20 protein-coding genes are annotated in these 22,944 nt (G+C 72.6%); 8 read left to right on the top strand and 12 right to left on the bottom strand.

The window, feature by feature from the left end; all coding sequences use genetic code 11:
- The first annotated feature begins 114 nt into the window (after positions 1-114).
- Positions 115-558, top strand: coding sequence for a hypothetical protein (locus CW359_RS38305; RefSeq protein WP_105974838.1), 444 nt, complete (start codon positions 115-117; stop codon positions 556-558).
- Here CW359_RS38305 and CW359_RS38300 read toward each other — a convergent pair.
- The 4 genes from CW359_RS38300 to CW359_RS38285 form a co-directional block, all read right to left on the bottom strand.
- Positions 474-710: a DUF397 domain-containing protein gene (locus CW359_RS38300; RefSeq protein WP_232838789.1), complete on the bottom strand. Its 237-nt coding sequence runs from the start codon at positions 708-710 to the stop codon at positions 474-476. The two genes, CW359_RS38305 and CW359_RS38300, sit on opposite strands and share 85 nt — an antisense overlap.
- 75 nt (positions 711-785) lie before the next feature.
- A complete protein-coding gene (locus CW359_RS38295) occupies positions 786-1,220 on the bottom strand; it encodes a CPCC family cysteine-rich protein (RefSeq protein WP_232838788.1) in 435 nt (144 codons plus the stop codon).
- A 104-nt stretch (positions 1,221-1,324) separates the two neighbouring features.
- Entirely contained in the window at positions 1,325-1,591 is a 267-nt protein-coding gene (locus CW359_RS38290; protein ID WP_105974837.1) for a DUF397 domain-containing protein, read from the bottom strand.
- Complete coding sequence (locus tag CW359_RS38285) at positions 1,551-2,399, bottom strand: helix-turn-helix domain-containing protein (protein WP_105974836.1); 849 nt, start codon at positions 2,397-2,399, stop codon at positions 1,551-1,553. Before CW359_RS38285 ends, CW359_RS38290 begins: the two co-directional genes overlap by 41 nt.
- An 83-nt stretch (positions 2,400-2,482) precedes the next feature.
- Here CW359_RS38285 and CW359_RS38280 point away from each other — a divergent pair, with 83 nt between their 5' ends.
- Positions 2,483-2,935, top strand: coding sequence for an ATP-binding protein (locus CW359_RS38280; protein ID WP_232838787.1), 453 nt, complete (start codon positions 2,483-2,485; stop codon positions 2,933-2,935).
- Positions 2,936-2,992: 57 nt separating this feature from the next.
- Positions 2,993-3,298 carry a DUF6401 family natural product biosynthesis protein gene (locus CW359_RS38275; RefSeq protein ID WP_105974834.1) on the top strand — a complete coding sequence of 102 codons (306 nt, stop codon included), beginning with the start codon at positions 2,993-2,995 and terminating at the stop codon, positions 3,296-3,298.
- A 12-nt stretch (positions 3,299-3,310) separates the two neighbouring features.
- Here the strand turns inward: CW359_RS38275 and CW359_RS38270 are convergent, their stop codons facing one another.
- Positions 3,311-3,853 carry a hypothetical protein gene (locus CW359_RS38270; protein ID WP_105974833.1) on the bottom strand — a complete coding sequence of 181 codons (543 nt, stop codon included), beginning with the start codon at positions 3,851-3,853 and terminating at the stop codon, positions 3,311-3,313.
- 158 nt (positions 3,854-4,011) lie between these two features.
- On the opposite strand from CW359_RS38270, the gene CW359_RS38265 reads away from it, so the two are divergent.
- Positions 4,012-5,163, top strand: coding sequence for a helix-turn-helix domain-containing protein (locus CW359_RS38265; protein WP_105974832.1), 1,152 nt, complete (start codon positions 4,012-4,014; stop codon positions 5,161-5,163).
- A 7-nt stretch (positions 5,164-5,170) separates the two neighbouring features.
- On the opposite strand, the gene CW359_RS38260 is transcribed toward CW359_RS38265, so the two are convergent.
- Together CW359_RS38260 and CW359_RS38255 are read right to left on the bottom strand one after the other, a co-directional pair.
- The gene (locus CW359_RS38260; RefSeq protein ID WP_105974831.1) at positions 5,171-9,019 is read right to left on the bottom strand and encodes an nSTAND1 domain-containing NTPase; all 3,849 of its coding nucleotides are present in this window, start codon (positions 9,017-9,019) and stop codon (positions 5,171-5,173) included.
- Positions 9,020-9,152: 133 nt separating this feature from the next.
- Entirely contained in the window at positions 9,153-13,214 is a 4,062-nt protein-coding gene (locus CW359_RS38255; protein WP_105974830.1) for an nSTAND1 domain-containing NTPase, read from the bottom strand.
- A gap of 275 nt (positions 13,215-13,489) precedes the next feature.
- Here CW359_RS38255 and CW359_RS38250 point away from each other — a divergent pair, with 275 nt between their 5' ends.
- Positions 13,490-14,317: an NPP1 family protein gene (locus CW359_RS38250; protein WP_105974829.1), complete on the top strand. Its 828-nt coding sequence runs from the start codon at positions 13,490-13,492 to the stop codon at positions 14,315-14,317.
- Between the two features lie 191 nt (positions 14,318-14,508).
- Here the strand turns inward: CW359_RS38250 and CW359_RS38245 are convergent, their stop codons facing one another.
- The gene (locus tag CW359_RS38245; RefSeq protein ID WP_105974828.1) at positions 14,509-15,306 is read right to left on the bottom strand and encodes a mechanosensitive ion channel family protein; all 798 of its coding nucleotides are present in this window, start codon (positions 15,304-15,306) and stop codon (positions 14,509-14,511) included.
- A 192-nt stretch (positions 15,307-15,498) separates the two neighbouring features.
- Between CW359_RS38245 and CW359_RS38240 the strand changes: the two genes are divergently transcribed.
- Positions 15,499-16,755 carry an amidohydrolase gene (locus tag CW359_RS38240; RefSeq protein ID WP_105974827.1) on the top strand — a complete coding sequence of 419 codons (1,257 nt, stop codon included), beginning with the start codon at positions 15,499-15,501 and terminating at the stop codon, positions 16,753-16,755.
- 275 nt (positions 16,756-17,030) lie between these two features.
- On the opposite strand, the gene CW359_RS38235 is transcribed toward CW359_RS38240, so the two are convergent.
- Together CW359_RS38235 and CW359_RS38230 are read right to left on the bottom strand one after the other, a co-directional pair.
- Complete coding sequence (locus CW359_RS38235) at positions 17,031-18,248, bottom strand: hypothetical protein (RefSeq protein WP_105974826.1); 1,218 nt, start codon at positions 18,246-18,248, stop codon at positions 17,031-17,033.
- Between the two features lie 58 nt (positions 18,249-18,306).
- Positions 18,307-19,530, bottom strand: coding sequence for a PP2C family protein-serine/threonine phosphatase (locus CW359_RS38230; protein WP_105974825.1), 1,224 nt, complete (start codon positions 19,528-19,530; stop codon positions 18,307-18,309).
- Between the two features lie 101 nt (positions 19,531-19,631).
- Between CW359_RS38230 and CW359_RS38225 the strand changes: the two genes are divergently transcribed.
- Positions 19,632-20,057, top strand: a complete 426-nt coding sequence (locus CW359_RS38225) for a hypothetical protein (RefSeq protein ID WP_105974824.1) — start codon at positions 19,632-19,634, stop codon at positions 20,055-20,057.
- Here CW359_RS38225 and CW359_RS38220 read toward each other — a convergent pair.
- Positions 20,042-20,485, bottom strand: a complete 444-nt coding sequence (locus tag CW359_RS38220) for a hypothetical protein (RefSeq protein ID WP_105974823.1) — start codon at positions 20,483-20,485, stop codon at positions 20,042-20,044. The genes CW359_RS38225 and CW359_RS38220 overlap by 16 nt on opposite strands.
- A 161-nt stretch (positions 20,486-20,646) precedes the next feature.
- Between CW359_RS38220 and CW359_RS38215 the strand changes: the two genes are divergently transcribed.
- On the top strand, positions 20,647-21,624 hold the full coding sequence (locus CW359_RS38215) for a hypothetical protein (RefSeq protein WP_105974822.1): 978 nt from the start codon (positions 20,647-20,649) through the stop codon (positions 21,622-21,624).
- Here the strand turns inward: CW359_RS38215 and CW359_RS38210 are convergent.
- Positions 21,530-22,888: an aminotransferase-like domain-containing protein gene (locus CW359_RS38210; RefSeq protein WP_105974821.1), complete on the bottom strand. Its 1,359-nt coding sequence runs from the start codon at positions 22,886-22,888 to the stop codon at positions 21,530-21,532. The genes CW359_RS38215 and CW359_RS38210 overlap by 95 nt on opposite strands.
- Positions 22,889-22,944 lie beyond the last annotated feature (56 nt).

Raw genomic sequence — 22,944 nt, 5'->3', positions numbered from 1 at the left:
CAACAGCAGAATCACGTGCTGTCCCCGCGGTCTGCTTGAGCCGTGTGCGGGGAAACCCGCACGCACGGTTCTGAGGGGGGCCTCGTCCCGAGAGGGGCGGGGCCTACCCGACAGATGCGCCGCCACGACGCCACCGGCACCACGAAAGGCGAACGCCGCCTGCTGTGGGGGTACTGGCTGCTGTCCGGCTACGGCCTGCGCGCCTCGCGCGCCTTCACCTGGCTGCTCGCCGCCATGGCCCTGACGGTACTGCTCCTCATGGGCTGCGGCCTGCCCACCCACGACCCCGACCCCACCACCACCGGCACGGTCCAGGGCGGCAGGATCAGCCTCGACACCAGCACCCCGGCCCCCGCCCTGCACGGCGGTTGGCGCGAGCGCATGACCTGGGCCCGCGCGGAGAAAGCCACCCGCGTCGCCGTCAACTCCGTCGTCTTCCGCTCCAGCGGGCAGAACCTCACCACCGCCGGTACCTACGTCGAGATGGCCTCCCGCCTCCTCGAACCCACGCTCCTGGCCCTCGGAGTCCTAGCGATCCGGGGCCGCATCAAGCGCTGAGGATGCGCCCGCGCTCCCCCCTGGCAGGTACGCGCCGCCGCCCGCACGAACGTACCGAAAGCCTCCGGCGTGAGCATGAGGGTGCCGACGCCGGGGGCCTTTGAGTCGCGGACGGCGATGTGGGGGTTCAGGGGGGGGCGGCTTCGACGCACTCGCAGTAGTGGATGTCCCGCCCGCTCGCCCGTCGCGTGGACGGTTGAACAGTGAGGCGTCCGAACAGACCCGGCTCAGTCCTGCGAAGGAGAAGGCGGCGCCGCAGGACGCTCGCCCGCCCGCCAGTACGTCGGACGCCACCAGTACAGAAGCGTCGCGTCGTCCTGCCATTCGCCGCGACTTTCCGCCGGCGTCTCGAAGGAGTCTCGCGACGGATCGATCGGGCGCCATCCGGGATCCAGCGGCTCATCACTCGCCGGAGGCCGTACGTCCTTGAGGAAGCGCTCTTCCATCGCCCCGAGGCGCTGGTAGTTGAGTTGGGCGTCCACCAGGCACACCGCGTTGGCGCCGAAGCCTCCCCACGGCCACCGCAGTTGGGACAGATCGTCCTCCCAGAAGCAGACGGCACAGATCTCGTAGCCCCCCTGCTCGCCGAACGTCTGATGTCCACAGCAGGGGCACGGGAACCAACCCCCGGGAGGCGGCGCGACGGTACTCTCCGGGATCACCAGTGGCTCCCCTCGCTCGTCAGCTTCCTCCAGCCTCTTCAGTTCGGCCCACTCGGCCCGCAGATGCCGCTGACGCCAAAAGGAGAGGAGGCGCCCGGCTAGTCTCACGTACTCACGCCCAGCACGAAGGCGACGAATGCCTCCGGCGTGAGCGTGAGAGTGCCGACGCCGGGGGCCTTGGAGTCGCGGACGGCGATGTGGGGGTTGAGGGAGGCGACTTCGACGCACTCGCCGCCGGTGTTGCCGCTGTACGAGGACTTGTGCCAGGCGGCGGTGCCGAGAGAGGCGCACTCGACGCAGTCGCCACCCGTGTTGCCGCTGTAACTGGACTTACGCCACAGGACGTTGGTCGGATCCGACGTGCTGCCCATAACGCTCCTCCAGTACGTGCTTGATCAATCCCGCCGAATCCTCTACTGAGAGGGCGTCGGCCTGCAAGCTAGCGTAACGAAGAGTGGCTTCGCGGATAGTTTCCGTGGCAGCAGTCATGTGGCCTGAGATCACGTCCTCGGTGTAGACGATGTCCGGGTCGTCGTCGAAGCGCAGGAGGTTGAACGAGCCTGCCAAGTTCGCGTGTTCGCCCACCCTGAAGGGGAGCACCTGCAAACGGATGCAGCGTTCGTCCCGGAGATCCAACAAGTGCTGAAGTTGCTCTCGCATGACCGCCGTTCCGCCCACCGAGCGGTACAGCACCGCCTCGTCGAGAACCGTCAGGGTCACCGGTGGCTGCTCGCGCCGAATGATGCGCTGGCGTTCCATGCGCGCGGCGATCAGATCATCGAGGTTCTTCGGGTTACCTGTTGCCAGGACCGCGCGGGCGTACGCCTCGGTCTGGAGCAAGCCGTACACCAACTGGCACTGATACGTGGAGATATATGTGGCCCTCGCCTCCATCTCCGCGTACGCCTGGAACCAGTGCGGGAGTTGGCTTCGCAACACCAGCCCGATAAGGCGGCCGAACTCCCCTCCCGTCCCCAGCGCCACATCCACCCGCTCCGCGAACTGCCTGGTCGGAACCTTCCTCGCCGTCTCGATCTGGCCGATCAGAGACGCCGTACAGAAGATGCACCCACCCAACTGCGCCTGACTGAGCCCCGCTTCCTCTCTCCTTCTCCTCAGCTCGAAGCCGAAGTAGTCCAGCGGGGAGGCGCTGGGGTCGAGTTGACGGATGTTGGGCACTCGGGCCACCTCCCGGAGCAACGCTTCGCGTCGTTGGATTCACGCTGTAGCCCAGCGTAATCACGGCAATCCACTCTGGTGACGTGAATCACGTAACTGACCTGGAAGACAGCGGCAGTCCGCTGGGGCCGAGGTACGGCATGAACTTCACCCTCGGTGAGCATTCGGCCCGGCACCTGCGCTGCATCCTCCGTACGTACCTCAACGCCTGGGGCATGTCCGACCTCGCCGACTCCGCCACGCTCGCCCTGACCGAGCTGGTGTCGAACGTCGTACGGCATGTCCCCGACCGGCGGGCCGGCGTACTGATCATGCGGCGGGACAACGGGGTCCTCGTCGAGGTCACCGACACCGATCCGCGCGACCCGGAGTTGTCCACAGCTGTGGACGAAGAACGCGGACGAGGACTCATGCTCGTCGACGCCGTCACCGATCACTGGGGCTGGTACCGCCTGCCCTCGCATCCCACACGTATCGGAAAGACCGTCTGGTTCCACTGCACCGCCAAGAACGACCACGACGAAAGGGTGGTGTGACGGAAACCATGACATACCCCCCTCCTTACGCCCCCTCCTCCCGCATACCTTTGAGCGATGTCCCCCTTGGCCAGAATCAGCAGCGCGTTCGCGCCCCGTTTCGCGGAGTTCGCGTTCGAGCCCGCCTTCACGGCCGCCGTGGACCAGCACGTCGCCGAGGTCAGGGAGCGGATCGCCGCCGGCGGGCCCGGGCTCGTCCCCCGGCAGCCGCGCCGCGAAGACCTCGCCGACTACGCCCTCGGGTTCCTCGACGCGCTCGACGAACTCGACTGGCGCGAACCCGTCGGGCACGACTACGCGGTGTGCCGCCTCACCGCCATCAGCTGGCTGGTCCAGCGGCACAGCCTCATCGACCAGGAGTGAACGACTCCGCCGTCAGCCCGCCGTCGTGGTCTCGATGGCGCTGATGTGGTCGTACCGCTCCAGCAGCACGAAGAGCTTCGTGGTCTGGGTCGTCCCGCCGCTGCCGTAGGTCAGGGTGACGACGACCTCGTGGCCCATCCCCACGGCGCCGTTGTCGGTCACCTTCCAGCGCACCGGGACGTTCTGGGCGCGCAGGACGCCGTCCACCCCGTTCTTCTGCTCCCACGCCGCCAGCCGCTTGGCGAAGTCGGTCGTCAGGTAGTGCTTGCGCAGCGCCGTGGCCAGCGCGCTGTCCGGGTCCGTGTAGTCGCCCTTCGCGTCGATGTACGCGCCGTAGAAGTCCGCGACCCGGGTCACCGCCTGGCCGCGCGTACCGCTGATCGGCTGCTGCGCGGCGACGGCCGTGGGGGCCTTAGCAGCGGCCTTCGCAGGGGCCTTCACAGACGCCTGCGCCGGCAACTGCGCCGACACACCCAGTCCTACAGCCAGCGCCAGGCCGACGGCGACGGCCGCTCGGCGGACCGGACGGCGGCGTACGGGAGACTTCTCGTTCATGTGCGTGTTCCTTCTCTGGTGCTGCGGATGCGACACCAAGAGCATTGGCAGTCACCCGAGTCCGGCACAACGGCCGTCGGCGGTGGAACCGTCCCAGCCCGTCTGACGTGCAGGGATATGAGTGCCTGGGATGCGGGAGAACGGGAGGACGGGTAACTGTGTCGACTCCGGACGAGGTGGAGGAGTTCGCGGCGCTGCTGCGCCTGCTGAAGGACCGCACGGGCCGGAGCTACGGCTCCCTGGCCCGCCGCATCCACATGAACACCTCCACGCTGCACCGGTACTGCGCGGGCGACGCCGTCCCGCAGGACTTCGCACCCGTGGAACGGCTCGCGGCCTTCGCCGGGGCCACCCCGGAGGAACGGCTCGACCTGCACCGCCTGTGGTTGTCGGCGGTGGCCGCTCGACAGCGGGCCGCCACGGCTGGTCCGGCCGGTCCGGCGGCACCAGAGACACCAACACCCGCACCCGCACCCGCACCCGCACCCGCACCCGTCACGGACGCCCCCACTCCCGCTCCCCCTCCCCCTTCCCCTCCTGCGCCCCGCCCCTGGTACCGCCGCCGACGCCTCCTCACGTCCATCGCCATCACCTCCGCCCTGCTCGCCACCCTCAGCAGCACATCCCTCCTGTCCGACGACACCCCCTCCTCACCCACCCCCCGGCCGAAGCCGCGACCCACCGCCACCCCACCCCTCACCTGGACCACCGACTCCCTGGTCTGGGACAAGGGCTGCGGTCACGACTACGTCATCGGCGAGCCGCCCGCGCGTGTGCCGCCGCCTCCGGTGGAGCAGGACGCCGGGGCGTGGGCGGCGGCGCAGGGTGCGGTGCACGGGCGGCGGACGCAGGTGCGGATCTCGGTGCAGGGGCGGTCGTCCACCGCCGTGGTCCTGGAGGCGCTGCATGTCCGCGTCGTCAGCCGAGGCACCCCGGCCGCCGGGAGCGCGTACGCCATGGACCAGGGCTGCGGCAGCGACCTCACGCCCCGCCGCTTCACCGTGAACCTCGACGCCAACCGCCCCGTCACCCGCCCCGAGGACGGCAGCGACGGGCGACGGACCCTCCCGGCCGTGCGCTTCCCGTACCGCGTCTCCGCCGAGGACCCGGAGGTGCTGCTGGTCGACGCGACGACCCAGACGTACGACGCCCGCTGGTACCTCGAACTCGACTGGTCCTCGCAGGGCCGCACCGGCACGATCCGGATCGACGACCGGGGCCGCCCGTTCCACACCACGAGCATCAAGGGACTGCCGCACTACTGGTACGGCACGAACGACGCGGGCCGGCGGGCCTGGACCCCCCTATGACGGCCGGTCACCGGCGGTCTCGCGGCCTGTCGCACACCTTCCTGAACCCCGTGTCCGGGATGTACGTCCGCCACTGCTCCCGCGTGAGGCCCGTACCCCCCGTCCGGTGGCAGACCCTCCGTACCGCGTCCGCCGGGTCGATCGAGTAGCGCTGGACGGGGACGTGGTCGCTGCCCGCGTACAGGGTCGTGCTGTCCGGGGCGAAGGCGAGCGTTCTGATCTCGTCGCCGGGGGTGGTCAGCGGGCCGCCCAGGGGCTGGCGGGTCGGGATGTCCCAGAGCTGGAGGGTGCCCAGGTCGCCCGCGACCGCCAGGGTGCGGCCGTCGGGGCTGACCGCCAGGGCGTCCACTCCCTCCGGGCCTCCTTCCAGCGGGGTCGGGAAGACGCTGCGCATCACGCCCGTGCTCCGGCGCAGGTCGCCGTCCCACAGGGCGACGCGGCCCGCCCAGTCGCCCGCCGCCAGGAGGGAGCCGTCGGGGGAGAAGGCCAGGGCGCCGATCTGGGCGCCCTGGACCAGGTCGGGCGAGGTGACCCGGCCGGAGGGCAGGCGGGCGGTGCGGTTGTTGCCGACCAGGAGGCGGCCGTCGGGGCGGACGGCCAGCGGCATGCCCTCCAGGCCGCTCAGCGTGCCGGTCCTGCGGTGCCGTGCCACGTCCCACACCTCGTCCTCAAGGTCACCGGCGGCCGACATCCGGGTGGCGTAGAGGCGGTGGCCCGCCGGGCCCAGGGCCAGGCCCGCCACCGCTCCCGCCGACGCCGGGTTCGGCAGGTCCAGGGTCGTCCGGACGTGGTGGCGTGCCACGTCCCACACCGTGACGCGCTGCGGCGCCGTCTGGACGCCGGGCGCGGAGACCCCGTACGCGAAGGCCGTGCCGTCGGGGCTGAAGGCGGTGACGGGCATCGTGCCCCGGGGGTCCACCGGCCGGGAGCCGTCGTCGGAGACCGGCGGTGGTGGGGGCGGGAGGGCGGTGGCGGCACCTTTGCCGATGCCGGTGCCGTGGGTGTTCAGCAGGCTGAAGCGGTAGTGGGTGCCGGTGCGTTCCGTCGTCGCGACGGTGCTGCCGTCGGGGCTGAGCAGGACGCCGTCCGCCGGGTGCTCGCGCCAGGCCACGTGGGCGACCGGGCCCAGGCCGAGGGTGTGGACGGTCCGTTCCTCCAGGTAGCGCAGGGCGGGGTGGCGGCCGGGGGTCCAGGTGAGGGGGGCGGAGAGGGTCTGGTTGTTCAGCGCGTGCCGGAAGACCGGGGTGCCCTGGCCGCCGAGGCGCCAGACCCGGACCTCGCTGTCGTCGGCGGTCGCCAGCATCGCCCCGTCCGGGCTGAACACGGCGGAATCCACGCCCAGTGAGCGGATGTCGGCGACCTGGCGGCCGGTGTCCGCGTCCCAGACCCGGACACCGGTGTTCCCGCTGGTACCGGTCGTGCCGTTGCCCTCGGCCCGCCGCCCGGTGTCCGACAGGACGGCGAACCGGGCCCCGCCGCCGCCCTCCCCTGCGCCTCCTCCGCCGCCGCCGAAGACGACCGTCGAGTCCTCGTCGCACAGCTTCAGGGAGCGCTCCCACGAGCCGTGGACCGGAACGGCATCCCCCGCGCGGACGTCCCACAGCTGCGGGGCGTGGCCCGCCGGGCACACCGCGACCCGGTGGCCGTCCGGGCCCACCGCCACGTCCGACAGGTCCGCCGAGCCCCGCGTCGTGAAGAGAGGACGGCCGTCCGCGACCGACCGCAGCTCGACCCGGCCGGCGGTCGTGCCGATGAGGAAGGTCGTGCCGTCGGGGGCGATACGGACGTCGGCCCAGTTCGCCGGCAGCCGGTCGGAGCCGCCGGTCCAGCGGTGGCCGGCCGTGTCCCACAGCCGGACGCCCCTGCCGTCAGCCACCGCGAGCACCCGCGCGCCCGGTCCCGCGGTGACCAGGTCGGTACCGGCGGGCAGCCGGCCCGAGGCGGTGCGCCGGCCGCTGCCCGGGTCCCAGGCCCGCCACTCGCCGCCGCCCGCGCTGAGCAGCGTACGGCCGTCGTCGACCAGGACGCGCACGGTGTCGCCGAGGGCCGCCGGGTCGGTGAAGGTGCCGCGTTCGGGCTGGGTGAGGGAGCCGAGCAGGGCGCGGCGGGCCTCCGCGAGCGGGGAGATCCGCCAGGCGGCGACGCCCAGCAGCATCGCGGTGCGCGGGTCGGTCGTACGGAGTCCGTCGGCGACCTCGGCGACCCGGCGGGCCGCGTCGTCCGTACGCCGGTCCTGGTTGTCCTCGTGCTGGGTCCAGGCGGCGAGGCCGATGACGAGGGCCACCGCCAGTACGGCGGACAGGGCGCCGATGAGAGTGCGGGAGCGGCGGGCGGTGCGGGTCGCGGCCCGGCGTTCCGCCTCGCGGGCGTCCAGGGCGGCCGTGAGGAACGCGCACTCGGAGGCCGTCAGGGCGCTGCGGTCGGTGGCGAAGAGTTCCTCGGCGCGGGCCAGCCGACTGCCCCGGTAGAGGGCGCCGGGGTCGCGGTCGTGCTCCAGCCAGGCGCGGGCGGCCTCGGTCAGGCGCCGGTGGTGGCGGATGGTCTCGCGGTTCTCCTCGATCCAGCAGCGCAGTCTCGGCCACGAGGTGATCAGCGCCTCGTGGGCGAGCTGGACGCCGTCCTCGTCGACGGTGAGCATCCGGGCCTGGGCCAGCCGGTCCAGCACGACGGGTACGTCGTCGCCGTGCCACTCGTCGAGTTCGGCGCGCAGCAGCGGGCGGCGGGTGTCGGCGCTGCCCTGGCCGGGCTCGATCAGGCGCACCAGCAACTGCCTGGCCGTGCGGGCCTGGGTCTCGGACATCCGGCCGTACACGTCCTCCGCCGTCGCCGCGATGGCGCCGAGGACACCGCCGACCGCCTCGTACCCGGCCAGGGTGAGCATGCGGCTGCGGCGGCGGCGCCAGGTTTCGAGGAGGGCGTGGGAGAGCATGGGCAGCGCGCCGGGCTGGTCGAGGACCTCGTCCACGATCCGGGCGGTCAGCTCCCGCTCGACGAGCAGTCCGGCCGCCTGGGCCGGCCCGACGACCGCCTCGCGCAGCTCGTCCGCGCTCATCGGGCCGACCAGGAGGCCCGCACCGCGCACGGCGTCGGCGAGTTCGCGGTGCTCGGCGCAGTGGGCGTAGAAGTCGGCGCGTACGGCGATGAGGACCTTGAGTCGGCTCTTCGGGTTACGGGCGGCGAGCAGCAGGTCGAGGAAGTGGGAGCGCTCCCGCCGGTCCCGGCAGAGGGTGAAGACCTCCTCGAACTGGTCCACCACCACCCAGCTCTCCGGCTCCCCCTTCTTCGGGGTCAGCAGATGGCCGTACGTCTGGGCCGGGGTGGCGCCCGGGGTGAGGACGCGCAGGACGGCCGGGCAGCCGTAGCGGGCGATCTCCGAGCGCAGGAGGGGTATCAGTCCGGCCCGGAGGAGGGACGACTTGCCGCTGCCTGAGGCGCCGAACACGACGGCGAAACGGTGCGCGGTGACCAGCTCGTGGACCTGGCCGACCAGGCGGTCCCGGCCGAAGAAGAGGGCGTGGTCGCCGGGCTCGAAACGGGCGAGGCCCCGGTAGGGGGGCGCGGCGTCCGCCGCCTCCGGCCGGACCGTACCCGCGGCCTCCGCGTCGGCGTCCTTCCACCGTGTCTCCCACTCGCCGGGGTCGGCGCCGCAGGCCCGTACATAGCCCTGGAACACGGCCAGCGAGGGCAGCTTGCGCCCGGACGCGGCCTCGGACAGCGAGGTCACCGAGAATCCCGCGACCTCGGCCATCTTCCGGTACGACGGCCCGCCCGCGGCCTTGCGCAGCTCGCGCAGCTCATGGGCGAGGCGCTGCACCGGACCGGCGTCCGGGTCAAGCACTCGTTCGGGACGCCCCACGGGACCACCACCATCCTTCGGCGGGTGAAAACGATGTTCAGGACGGTCACTTTATGTTTCAAGCGTGGTGTCGTAAACCGTCCCGGATGTGGCGTTAATGACAGAGGTGGTACGGAACCTGCCACGCCCGGCGTCAGTCGACGCAGACCCTCCGGTACGGGACCTCGGGGACGTACGTCCGCCACTGCTCGCGCGAGAGGTCGGCGCCGGCGCCCGCGCGGGCGCACACCTGGGTGGCCACGCGTTCCGGGTCGACGGCGTACCGCTGGAGGGGGACGTGCGGGCTCCCGGCGTAGAGGGTGCGGCTGTCCGGGCCGAAGGCGAGAGTGTCGATGGTCTCGCCGGGGGTGGTGAGCGGGCCGCCGAGGGGCTGCTGGGTGGCGATGTCCCAGAGCTGGAGGGTGCCGGTGCTGCCGCCGACGGCGAGGGTGGCACCGTCCGGGCTGACCGCGAGGGCGCTCACGGACTCGGGTTCCGGGCCGAGGGGGGCGGGGAAGAGGTTGCGCAGAATTCCGGTGCGGTGGGTCAACTCGCCGTCCCACAGGGCGATCCGGCCGGTCTGGTCGCCTGCGGCGAGACGGGAGCCGTCGGCGGCAAAGGCGAGGGCACCGATCTGTTCGCCCTGGACGAGGTCTTTGCCGGCGACTTTGGCGGAGGCGTTTTTGGCGGGCATGCGGGTGGTGCGGTTGTCGCCGACGAGGAGGTTGCCGTCGGGGCGGACGGCCAGGTGGGTGCTGGTGAGGCCGGTGAGGACGGCCGCGCGGCGTGAAGTCGCGGTCGCCCAGGCTTCGTTGACCGGTTCGCCCAGGACGGGGAGGCGGGTGGCGTACAGGGTGTCGCCGTGCGGGCCGAGGGCGAGGGCGACGGTGGGGGCGGCGGATTCGGAGGTGGATGCGGGAGTGGATCCGGGAGTGGATCCGGAGGTGGATCCGGATCCGGGGGTCGTGAGGTCGAGGGTGGTGCGGGCCCGGCCCCGGGGCAGGTCCCAGACGGTGACGCGCTGCGGGGTGGCCTCCCTGCCGGGTGCCGAGACGCCGTACGAGAGGGCCTTGCCGTCCGGGCTGAAGGCGAGGAGGGCGAGCGTGTTCTCCGGGACGACCGGTTCGGCGGGGTCGGTGGAGACGGGGCTGGGTGGGGTGGGGAGGGTGTGGAGGAGGCGGCCGTCGGAGGTGGCGCGGAGTTCGAAACGGTAGGCGAAACGGCTGGGTTGGCCAGGCTGGTCGGGTTGGTCGGGTTGGTCGGGTTGGTCGAGGAGTTCGGCGGTGGCGTAGGTACGGGCGTCGGGGCTCACCCGTACGGCCGCCAGGGGGTGTTGGCGCCAGGAACGGGTGACGGCCGGGCCCAGCTCCAGGCAGTGGACGGCGCCGCCTTCGAGGTAGCGGAGGGTGGTGCGGCGGGTGGGGTCCCAGGAAAGGCCGTACAGGTGCTGGTTGTTGAGGGGGTGGCGGAACACGGGGGCGGCCGGGTCGGACAGCCGCCAGACCCGGACCTCCTCGCCGTCCGCGGTCGCGAGGAAGGTGCCGTCCTTGTTGAACGCGGCCCGCTGCGCGCCCGGTTCGTCGATGTCGGCGACCTCGCGGGCGGCCACGGTGTCCCAGACCTTCGCGCCGGACTCGGACAGCGCGGCGAGCCGGGCGCCGCGGGCGCCGAACACCAGGGCGGTCTGCGCCTCCTCGTCACAGAGCCCGGCGGCCCGCTGCCAGGGCCCGGGCCGGGCGCGATGCCGGACGACGTCCCAGACCTGAGGAGCCCCGCCCTCAGGACAGACGGCGACAAGCCGCCCGTCACCGCTGACAGCGGGACTGACGAGCCCGGCCGCGCGTCCCTCGTAAAGCACAGCGCCGCCGGTGAGCGCCCGGAGCCGCACGCGATCGTCATCGAGATCGCTGACGACGTAACCACCGGTGCTGACCTGGGCGTCGGAGGTGAAGGGGAGAGGGCGAGGATCACCGGTCCAGCGGCTGGTACTGGTGTCCCACAACCGAATACCGCGATCGTCGGCGACCGCGAGGACCCGGGCGTCGGGCCCGGCGGCGAGCACCTGCCCGGCCGGCAGCCGCCCCGAGGCGGTACGCCGCCCCTTGACGACGTCCCAGGTACGCCAGGTACGCCCGTCGACGCTGAGCAGAGTCCGCCCGGAGTCGGCGAGGAAACGGGCCGGACCGTCCCCGGGCGCCGGGTCGGTGAAGATGGCGTGCTCGGCCTGCGCGAGGGACCCGAGCAGCGCCCGCCGCGCCTCGGGCAGGGGCGAGACCCGCCAGGCGGCGACGCCCAGCAGCATCGCGGTGTGCGGATCGGTCGTCCGCATGGCATCGGCGACCTCGGCGACCCGCCGCGCGGCGGTGTCGACCCGATGCCGCTCGTTGTCCCGACTCTGCTGCCAGGCGGTCAGCCCGATGACGAGGGACACGGACAGAATCCCGGCGAACGCGGACACGAGCACACGGGACCGCCGGGCAAGCCGGGCCTCGGCCCGGTGCTCGGCATCACGGGCGTCGAGCGCGGCGACGAGGAACTCCCGCTCTACGGCGGTCAGTTCGCCGTATTTACGGGGGGTTCGCGCGGTTCTGCCGGTGCGGCGTATGCGTAGGGGGCGGCGAGGGCTTGGGTCGGCGGTGGGGCGGGGGGCCGTGGTGGCGTGGCTGGCGTGGCTGGCGTGGCTGGCGTGGCTGGCGTGGGAGTTTGGCCCGGCGGGGCGGCTGGTCGCGGCGGCCGTCGAGGTGGCCTGGCCTGCGAGGGCGTCTGGCCCTGCAGGGTGCCCGGACGCGAACAACTCCTCCGCGCGGATCAGGCGGGCGCCCCGGTACAGGGCGCCCGGGTCTCTGTCGTGTTCCAGCCAGGCGTGGGCTGCCGCTGTCAGGGCTCTGTGGTGGCGCAGGCGTTCTCTGTTCTCCTCTATCCAGGCGCACAGTCTCGGCCAGCAGGTGATCAGGGCCTCGTGGGACAGCTGGACGCTGTCCTCGTCCACCGTCACCAGGCGGTTGCGGGCCAGTTGTTCCACCACCAGCGGTACCTCGTGGTCCGCCCAGTCGGCCAGTTCCGCCCGGGTGAGGGGGCGGCGGGTGTCGGCTGTGCCCTGGCCCGGTTCGATCAGGCCCAACAGGAGTCTGCGGGCCGTGCGGGACTGGCTCGGGGACAGTTGGCCGTACACCTCCTCCGCGGTCGCCGCGATCGCTCCGCTCACGCCGCCCGTGGCCTCGTACGCGCTGAGGGTGAGGAGTCTGCTCCTGCGGCGGCGCCAGGTTTCCAGGAGGGCGTGGGACAGCATCGGGAGGGCGCCCGGTTGGTCCAGGACCTCGTCGAGGATGCGCGCCGTCAGCTCTCTTTCCACCAGCAGGCCCGCCGCCTGGGCCGGGCCCACCACCGCCTCCCGCAGTTCGTCCGCGGTCATCGGGCCGACCAGCAGGCCCGCCCCGTACAACGCGTCCGCCAGGTCGCGGTGTTCGGCGCAGCGGGCGTAGAAGTCCGCTCTCACTGCTATCAGGACCTTCAGGCGGCTTCGGGGGTCGCGGGCCGCCAGGAGCAGGTCCAGGAAGCGGTCCCGTTCCGCCTTGTCCCGGCAGAGGGTGAAGACCTCCTCGAACTGGTCCACCACCACCCAGCTCTCCGGCTCCCCCTCCTTGGGCGTGAGCAGATCCGCGTAGCGGGTGGCGGGGCGGTCACCCGGGGTCAGTACGCGCAGTACGGCCGGGAAGCCCAGGGTCGCGATCTCCTCGCGGAGGCGCGGGATCAGGCCCGCCCGCAGCAGCGACGACTTGCCGCTGCCCGACGCCCCGAACAGCACCGCGAAACGGTGCGAGCACACCAGTTCCTTCAGTTCGGCGACCAGTCGGTCCCGGCCGAAGAAGAGCGCGTGGTCGTCGGGCTCGAAGCGGGCGAGGCCCCGGTACGGGGGTGCCGTGTCCGCCGCCTCCGCACGGACCGTCCCCGCGGCTTCCGCGTCGGCGTCCTTCCACCGGGTCTCCCAGTCGTCCGGGTCGCCCCCGCACGCCCGTACGTACCCCTGGACCACCGCGAGCGACGGCAGTCGCCGCCCGGCCGCCGCGTCGGACAGGGTCGTCGCCGAGAACCCGGCCGCCTCGGCCATCGTCCGGTACGACGGTCCGCCCGCCGCCCTGCGCAGTTCGCGCAGCTCATGGGCGAGCCGTTCCACGGGACCGGCGCCCGGGTCGAGCGGTCTTTCGGGACGCCCCACGGGTGCACCACCATCCTTCGTCCGCTTCGACCACGACCACGCTCACCCCCACCCGGCGGACGGCAACCGCTTTCGGGGCGGTCAACCTACGGTCGGCGCGTACACGGCGTAAACACTCTGTGCGGCAGGTGTGGTGCGGATGACAGGAGATGACCGGCGTGGAAAGCGGTGCCGAAGAATTGATTGGTGTGATGAAAAGGGGTGCCGGTCAACTCCACGCTTGCCAGTCTCGGTCCCGCACCGCCCCCCGCACCGAGCAAGTGGAGAGCACCCGCATGTCTCAGGAAACCCAGGCGGCCCCGCCGGTCACGAACCGCAAGAAGTCCCGCTTCGCGAAGGCCGCGCTCGTCGCGCTCAGCGCCACCGGTCTGACCGTCGGACTGACGGGCAGCGCCCACGCCGCCGTCCTGGAACCGCTGCCGTGGAACGCGAGCACCTTCCAGAACAAGTACATGCCGCTGTTCGACTACGACTCGGACAGCTGCTTCCCCGTCGCGGCGGTCGACGCGAGCGGAAAGCTCAACGGCGGCCTGGACAACACCGGTTCGATCACCGGCGGCTGCCGCCACCCCGGCAAGGCCAACACGTACTCGCAGAGCTGGTGCAAGAACGGCTGGTGCGCGTACGTCTACGCGCTCTACTTCGAGAAAGACCAGACGCTCAACGGCGCCGACGCCTTCGGCCACCGCCACGACTGGGAGTCCGTCGTGGTCTTCCAGAAGCAGGGCGAGGAGAGCCCCCGCTTCCTGTCCGCCTCCCGGCACGGCGGCTACAGCACCCACCCCATCAGCGAGGTGCCGATGGGCAAGGTGAACAACGAGGCGAACTACAACCGCGTCGAGATCGTCTACCACAAGGACGGCGCCAGCACCCACGCCTTCCGCTTCGCCAAGTGGGGCGAGACCCCGGTGATCTGGGGCAACGGCACGTGGGACCGCCCGGCCCTGGTGACCATGGAGAACATGGCCGACGCGCCGCGCAACGCCCTGTGGAACTCCAAGTGGGGCAAGGCCAACTTCCCGCTGACGGGCAACCTGCAGAGCAACATCAACAAGGCCCGCGAGGCCGACAGCCGGGCCAAGGCAGCGATCCCGGCGTTCTGACCGCCCCGCTCCCCCTGCCCCCCTTAACCCCCTGATTCCCGGGCCCGTGACGTCCGCAGTCCAGACCCCGCACTGGCACTGGCACTGACGCTGACGCACGGCCCGGCATGAGCAGCCGCCGGTGGGACCAGAGCTCCCCCGCCCCGTCCCATCGGCGGCACCCAACCTTCGAGTCCCCTCCCCCTACCCCGCTACATGTCGGTCGTACGCGGGAGGTCGGTCCGCTCCCGCACCGGCTGGTTGGCGAGGGCGTCCTCGCGGCCCGCCTGGTACGCGCCGACGCTGCCCTTGGCGTTCACCGTCTCCCGCTCGACCGTCGTCAGCATCCGCTCCCAGCGCTGCCGCATCGGCCCGATCATGCCGCCGCCGACCCCGACGACCAGGATGCCGACGACCGCGGCGAGACCGGCGTACAGCACCGGCCGGGTGACATCGGTGGCGATGCCCGCCTGACCGAGGGCGGCGATGACGCCCAGCGCCACGATGCAGGCCCACACGAGGGTGGCGACGGTACGGCCGTACGACACCGACGAGAGCGCGCCGGCCACGATGCCGCGTACGGCGTTCGCGATGGCCATCGCCACGACGATGAGCACGACGGCGACGATGCCGCGCGGCAGCCAGGCCACGATGCCGTTGATCATCGTGCTGACCGGGTTGGTGCCGAAGACGCCGAGGGCGAGCTGCAGGGTGATCAGCATCAGCGCGTAGTAGATGATCCGGCAGACGATGCCGGTCATGTCGTACGCCGAATCCCGCAGCAGCCGTGCCGTACCGGCCCGTTCGGAGAGCCGCTCGGAGCCGACCTTGCGCAGGACCCGGTCGAGGACGCGGGCGATCAGCTTCGACACGAACCAGCCGATGGCGAGGATGACCAGGAAGCCGATGAGCTTGGGCACGAACTGGGCGATCTTCGACCAGGCGTCGTCGAGGCCCTGGGTGAAGTCGATGGCTTGGGTGATACCGGTACTGGTGCTGGTGGTGGCCATGGGGAGGCCTTCCTTCGGTAGCGGGATGGGTGGAATTTCATCCGCGGGCCGGTGGGGGCTGGTCGCGCAGTTCCCCGCGCCCCTTCGGGCGCGGTCCTCCCCTCGTGGATATCAGCGAGGTCCAGGCACGGCCGGAGGTGCGCGGCCGAACGGGTGAACACTCTCCGCACAAGCGGGGCATACGCTGCTGGCGTGACCCCTCCCTCGCCCTCCAGCGCCGCCCGTACCGCCCTCGATCTGACCGCCGACCTCCCGGTCCCGGCCCTTGAGGACCTGTACCGCGATCTGCACCGCCACCCGGAACTGTCCCTGGCGGAACACCGCACGGCGGGCCTGCTGGCCGAGTCGCTGCGCGAGTCCGGTTACGAGACGACGGAGGGCGTGGGCGGCACGGGCGTCGTGGGCGTCCTGCGCAACGGCGAGGGCCCGACGGTCCTGCTCCGCGCCGACCTGGACGCGCTCCCCGTCACGGAGGAGACCGGCCTCCCGTACGCCTCCACGGTCCCCGGCGTGATGCACGCCTGCGGCCACGACCTGCACGTGACCTGGCTGGCGGGCGCCGCCCAGGCCCTGTCGGCGGGCCGGGACACCTGGAACGGCACCCTGCTCCTGGTCGGCCAGCCGGCGGAGGAGACGGGCGAGGGCGCGCGGGCGATGCTGGCGGACGGCCTGTACGAGCGTTTCCCGCGCCCCGACGCCCTGCTGGCGCAGCACGCGGCACCGGGCCCGGCGGGCCTGTACCCGCACATCCCGGGCCTGATCATGTCGGCGTCGACGGACGTGGACGTGATCGTCCATGGCAGGGGCGGGCACGGCTCACGCCCGGAGACGACGGTGGACCCGGTGGTGACGGCGGCGTACCTGGTCACCCGCCTCCAGACGATCGTCGCGCGCGAGGTGGCGGCGCGGGACTCGGCGGTCCTGACGGTCGGCGTGATCGAGGCGGGCACCCGCCACAACATCATCCCGGCGACGGCCCGCATCGCCCTGAACCTGCGCACCCAGTCGAACGACGTACGGGACCGCATGCTGGCGGCGATCAGGCGGATCGCCCAGGGCGAATGCCTGGCGGCGGGCTGCCCGGCCGAGCCGGAGATCAGGGTCGGGGCGACCTTCCCGGTCACGGTGAACGACGCGACGCTCGACGAACAGGTGGCCGAGGTCCACCGAGAGGTCTTCGGCGCGGCCACGGTCTTCGACCCCGGCCCGGCGATGGGCAGCGAGGACTTCGCCCACCTGGCGACGGACCGACTCCCTTACTCGTACTGGTTCGTGACGACGACACCGGCGGAGGTGTGGAACGCGGCGGAGGGCGGCGACGACCTGATGGCGAAGCTCGCGGCGGTGCCCAGCAACCACAGCCCGCTGTTCGCACCGGATCTGTCGGTGGTGGCGCCGGGGGTACGGACACTGGTGTCGGGGGCGTTGGCGGTGCTGTCGGCGGGGTGATGTCGCGCCGGGTGCCCACCTCGCCGAGGTGTGCGGGCTCGGCGAGGAGGCCGCGTGCGTGGGGAGTACTCGGTGATCGTGCCGTCCGCCGCCGGGTCAGGCTGGTGACGTCGGTTTCACCGAAGGTCCAGTAGGCAGGCGGTCGCGGTGGCGATTGGTCCCGGATGTGCCGGTACGGGACGTGGGGGCAGGCAGCGCCCGGGACTTGCTGACGTTGACCGCGGCCATGTTGAGGCGACGTCCGTCTCCGCCGAGGTGGCAGACCCGCGGCCTGGTCAGCCAGGCACGTGCTCGACGGACCCCAGCTTCCGCAGCTGCCGTTCCGCGTGCCGTACGGCACCCTCGCGCCGGCCTGGCACCCGGCGCCTCAACTCGACTACCACCGGCCCCAGTTCACGGGCGTCGGCGCTCTCGCCGAGGCTGGTCCACTGGTGATGGGCCCGGTCGACGGCCGCCTCGACCGCAGGCGCGTCGGTCGTCTGCCCGACCCCGAGCCGCGCACCGGCGACAGCCAGCCAGGCACGGCAGCTCCGGGCCGGATCCCCGGCGAACATCGCGAGGTCGGCGCGAACCTCGGTCCAGTGCAACGCTTCCTCGGAACCGACACCGTGGTTGCGAAGAGCAGCCTGCTCCCACTGAGCGGCAAGAACGTCGGCGTCCTGGTGCCGCCCGGCTTGAACGGCGGAGGTGATGGCGACATGGGGGTCGGTCCCATCCCCCAGCCCGTCCGGCGTTTGAGGACGAGCGCGTTCAGCGCGATTGCGGGGGTCCGGGGGCGCAGCCCCCGGGGATGGGACGGGTAGGGGCGGCGGGGGCGAGGAAATCCCTGCGGTCACCCCCGTACTCACCCCCGCATCCCACGCCAGCACCACATCCCCATAAGCCACCCCCTCCGACGACAACCGCCCCAACGCCTGCTGGTGCAACTGCCCCACCCCCGGCCGGAACCCGCTGCGCAGAATCGTCCCCACCGTCCGCATGTACGCCGGCACCCCCACCGCCCGCCGAGGCGGCGGCGGAGCCACCCGCCCGTACACGCTCACCCCGCGCCCCGCCTCCAACGACCGCGCCGTGACGTACTGCCAGGCCGCCGCGTCCGCGTGCAGGTCGACGAAGAGTGTCGTCGAACCCGGTGCGCGCAGGCGCAGTTCCTCCGCGACCCAGTGCCAGGGGAACGCCGTGTAGCGGACCGTCGCGGGGGTCGTGCGGGCCAGGGCGAGGTGGGGGAGGTGCTGTTTGCGGTCGAGTTGGAGCTGGCCGGTGAGGTAGACGGTGAGCGGACCGGGGGTCACCGCGGCGGCGCGCAGCCGGGTCAGGACGGCCTGGGGTTCCAGCGGGTCGGCGAGTTCGACGACGTTCGCGGTGTCGGTGCCGGCCAGCACGGCGGGGGTGACGGCGGCGAGGACGGGCAGCACGGACGTCGCGTCGACCAGACAGCCCTTGCCCATGGGTGAGGCGGCAAGCAGCAGCGCGGTTCCGGTGGTTCCAGCCATGGCAGCACCGTAACCGGTGCGACTGCGAAGGGGGATCGCCGGTCGGGAGCGGGCGGGGCTATCGCCCTCTTTGGTCGGCTTGTGTGCCCGCGCGTACCGCGAACACCGTGGTGTCGTCGGCGAGATGGCCACCGCAGTGCCGCAGCGTCCCGTCCCGCACGAACCCCACCAGCCGCTGCGGATCGGCGATCCGCGGGTCGCCCGCGACCGCCTCCGCCACGCGTTCGCGCAGCGGGAAGAAGACCCCGTCGTCGTCCCGCGCCTCCGTCACCCCGTCGGTCACGAGGAGCAGGGTCTCCCCGGCGGCGAGGAACACCTTGGCCACGGACGGCACGCCGTCCCCGCCCCGGGCCAACTCGCTGAGCCCGAGCGGGAGTCCGTCCCCCGGCGGCAGACTCCGTACCCCCTCGGACGACACGATCAGGGAGGGCTCGTGCCCGAAGTTGACGACGGTGACAACAGGCCCTGCGGCGGCCACTCCCTGAACCTCCGGGAGTCCCTCGAAGCCGATCAGTACCGCCGTGGCGAACCGGTCCCCCTCCTCCCGCCCCAGCGCCGCCCGGTAGCGGACGTGCCGCAGCATCCGTACCTCCAGGCGTTCCGCGACGGTCGCGAGCGCCGGCTCGTGGTAGCCCGCCTCCCGGAACGTGCCGAGCAGCGCGGCAGCCGCCTCCACCGCGCCGAGTCCCTTGCCCTGGACGTCGCCGATCAGTACCCGGGTGCCGTGCGGGCCGGGCTGGATGTCGTAGAAGTCGCCGCCGACCCGGGCTACCGCGTCGGCGGCGAGGTAGACCGCCGCGTGGTCGAGGCCGCCCCAGCCGGGCGGCAGCGGGCGCAGCACCGTACGCCTGGTCGTCTCGGCGACGTCCCGCATGTGCAGCATGCGCCGCTCGCCGCGCACCCGGACCGCGCAGGCGAGGACGGCCAGCACCCCGCCGAGGGCGACGAGGATGAAGTCGGGCAGTCCGGTCTGGTACTGGTGCGGCCAGGCGCCGTCGACGAAGACGTAGGTGGCGAGGGAGAGGGCCGCGAAGACGGCCGTGCCGACCACCCCGCACAGCGCGGCGGCGATGCCGGGCACCAGCACGATCCAGGAGATGATCCGGAACTCGCCGGTGGTGTTCCAGTCGAGGACCGCGATCCCGATCAGGAGCACCAGCGGTGGCAGCCAGCCGAGGCCGCGCCCGGCGGAGGCGGCGGAGGCGGCCGGGAAGTCGGGGCCGTCGTCGGCTCCCCCCGACGCCACCCGTCCCGCCCGTCCCACCGGGTCCACCGGCTTCATGGGACTCAGAAAATCACGGCCGAACCCCGCTGTCGACTTGCCAGCGGCCTTTCACAGGTGTGCTCTGGAGGGCGGGGGCGAGGAGAGAGAGGAGCACTCTCATGGCTCACGTGACACCCGGTAGCGGTACTGCCCTTCCCGACATCTTCAGTGCCCGTGCCCACCTGGCCGTGGCCCGGGGACTGCCCGTCGCGCTCGGGCTGGTCTACGGCTTCTGGGCCGCGGCCAACCGGCGCGACGGCGGTCCCATCACCGGCTGGAACGTCCTCTTCGGCTTCGTCAGCGCGCTCGCGTTCATGCTCGTGCTGTTCGCCGTGCGGACGGTGGCGCCGAGGCTGCGGCGCGAGGTGCACGCGGTGGCGTGGGGCGCGTTCGCCGGAATCGCGTTCGGGTTCCTGTACAGCCAGACCGGGGCGAGCGTGCTGCGGTCGTGCGGGAACTCGCTCGCCGTCGCGGCGGCGGTCACGGCGGTGCTGTTCTACCGCTACTACACGCGCGAGGACGCGGCGGGTCACCGGGTCCGGTGACCCCGGTCGCCCCAGTCACCGTGGCTGTCCCACCCGCCGTGGTCCTTCCACTGCGGGCACGGGTCGGTGCAGCCGGGCACCGACCGGCCGCCGGTGTCGACGAAGACGGCGCTGGCCCAGCCGTTCACGCCGGGCAGCCAGTACCAGTACGGGTTGCCGCGCACGGTCTGGCCGACGACCGCGCACTCGACATGGCCCTGACTGCCGGGTGCCAGCCGGGCGACGACGCGTGAGTCGGTGGTGGGCTGCTGCCGGAGGTTCAGCTCGCCGACGGAGACGACGGTCGCCCGGATCCGGGAGCCGTCGTGGCCGCCGTGACCGTCATGGCCGCCGTGGCCGGTCGTGGCCGCGGTCGCCGTGCCGACCGGCAGAAGCGTTGCCGACGCCGCCAGGACTCCGCCCGTGAGCAGGGCCGGGATGGTGCGCATGTTCGGCCTCCTTCTCCCCCGAGCCAGAAAACACCCGCCAAACCAGGAAACACCCGTTCGGGTGAACGCTCCACCGGAGCCTCCCCGGGGAGGCTTGTCCCGCACGCCCATATGCAGTCAACCCGCTCGCGTTTCCCGCCCCCGGGCCCTTGCCTGGGGGAGTGCCTCACCACCGTCTCCGGAGCGCCTTGTCGGCCGCGCTCACCGCCCTCGCGTGCCTGCTGCTGCCCTTCGGCGCGCTCTCGGCGTGGGCCGCGTACGGGCTCGCCGACACCGGCCGGTACGTCACCGCGATGGCGCCGCTCGCCGAGAACCCGGCCGTCCAGGAGGCCATCGCGGACAACATCGGCGCCGGGATCGTGCACGCCATCGACGTCGGCCCCTTCGAGGGCAGTGCCCTGGAGGGCAGCCCCTTCGAGAGCGGCGCGAACCACTTCGTGCAGGACGCGGTGCACTCCTTCACCCGCACCCAGGCCTTCCGCTCGGCCTGGGACACCGCGAACCGCGCCACCCACGAGGCCGTCCTGCACGCCCTGCGCGGCGACGGCCCCGGCACACCCCAGCCGCCGTACGGCCGCTACGGCGGCGAGGGCGCCGTCACCATCGACCTGGCCCCGGTGACCGCCCAGGTCAAGCGCCAACTCACCGACGACCACGTGCCGTTGGCCAGCCACATCCCGGTCGCGCACACCGAGGTCGCGGTGCTGCCCGCGCAGGATCTCGTACCGCTCCGGAAGGGTTTTCGCGTGCTCGAAGTCGCCGGTTTCTGGCTTCCGGTGACGGCCGGCGTGCTCGCCGTCACGGGTATCGCGCTCGCCGTCCGGCGCCGCCGGGCGATCACGGCGACCGCGCTCGGCACGGCGCTCGGCGGGGCGCTGCTCGGGGTCGCGCTGGCGATCGTCCGCCATCTGACCCTCGCCGACCTGCCGCCGGGCATCTCCGCACCCGCCGCCGGCGCGGTCTACGACGCCCTGACCGCGACCCTGCGCACGGTCTCCTGGCTGCTGCTCGCCCTCGGTCTCGTCGTCGCGGTCGGCATGTGGCTCACCGACCGGTACGGCCGCGCCGGGCGACTGCGGCGAGCGTCCGCAGTGCCCGCTCCAGTTCCGGTTCCGGAGCCGACGCGAGCCCGAGTCTGACCGCGTCCGGCGCCCGCCGCGCCCCGACCGCGAAGGCGTCCCCCGGTGTGACGGCGATCCCGTGCGCCGCGGCGGCGGCCGTGAAGGTGTCCGCCCGCCAGGACGCGGGCAGCTCCCACCAGGCGTAGTAGGCGTACGGATCGGACCGTACGACGCCCCCGGCCGCCGCCAACTCCTTTGCCAGCAGCCGCTGTCGACGCGCCGCCTCGGCCCGCTTGGCGGCCACCAGCCGCGCCACGGTCCCGTCCTCGGCCCACCGCACCCCGGCCTCCAGCGCGAACCGCCCCGCACTCCACCCGCCGGACCGCACGGCCGCCGCCACGGCTTCCGTCCGGTCCGGCGGTACGACGAGGAAGCCGACGGTGAGCCCGGGCGCGACCCGCTTGGACAACCCGTCGACGACATGGGCGAGTTCGGGGAGGTGGACGGCGAGGGGGTCGCCGTCCGCCGCGAGGAAGGACCAGATCCGGTCCTCCACCACCGGCACGCCCAACTCCCGCACCACCCCCGCGAGTTCACGCTTCCTACCGTCCCCCATGGTCACCGAGGTCGGGTTGTGCAGCGTCGGCTGGACGTACAGCGCGGAGAGGGGAGCCGACCGGTGGGCGTCGGCGAGGGCATCCGGGCGCAGGCCGTCCCGGTCCATGGCCAGCGGGACGAGGACGATGCCGAGCCGGGCGGCGATCTCCTTGACCAGCGGATACGTCAGCGCCTCGACGCCCACCCGGCCGCCGGGCCGGACCAGCGAGGCGAGGGCGGCGGCGATCGCCTGCCGGGCGTTGCCCGCGAACAGGACGCCGTCGGGGTCGGGGCGCCAGCCCGGGGTGGCGAGCAGTGCGGCGACGGCCGCGCGGGCCTCGGGGGTGCCGTCGGCGGGCGCCGGGCGCAGCGCCTCCGTCAGCACGTCGGGCCGCAGCAGGGGCGCGAGCGCCGGGGCCAGCAGCTCCGACTGGCCGGGCGCGGAAGGGTAGTTCAGCTCCAGATTCACCCTGGCGGCCGGGGCACCGCCGCTCCCGGCGACCGGCTCGGCGAGCGCCCGCCCGGTCGGCGCGGCGGGCGCGGCCCGTACGAACGTGCCGCGGCCGACCTCGCCGACCACCAGTCCGCGCCGCACGAGTTCGGCGTACACCCGACCGGCCGTCGACCCGGCGATCCCGCGCCGCCGCGCGAACACCCGCTGCGGGGGCAGGCGTTCACCGGGCCGGAGGCGTCCGGTGGCGATGTCGTCGGCTATCCGGTCGGCGAGACGCCGGTAGTCGTCCATCAAGTTCAAGTACCCCCGTACTGAAGCGAGTTGCAGTCCCGGCCGGATTGCACCGA

It is taken from the genome of Streptomyces geranii (assembly GCF_002954775.1).
Classification (GTDB): Bacteria; Actinomycetota; Actinomycetes; order Streptomycetales; family Streptomycetaceae; genus Streptomyces; species Streptomyces geranii.
Note: the sequence above shows the minus strand (reverse complement) of the source record. Positions and strands in the feature narration are given on the sequence as shown.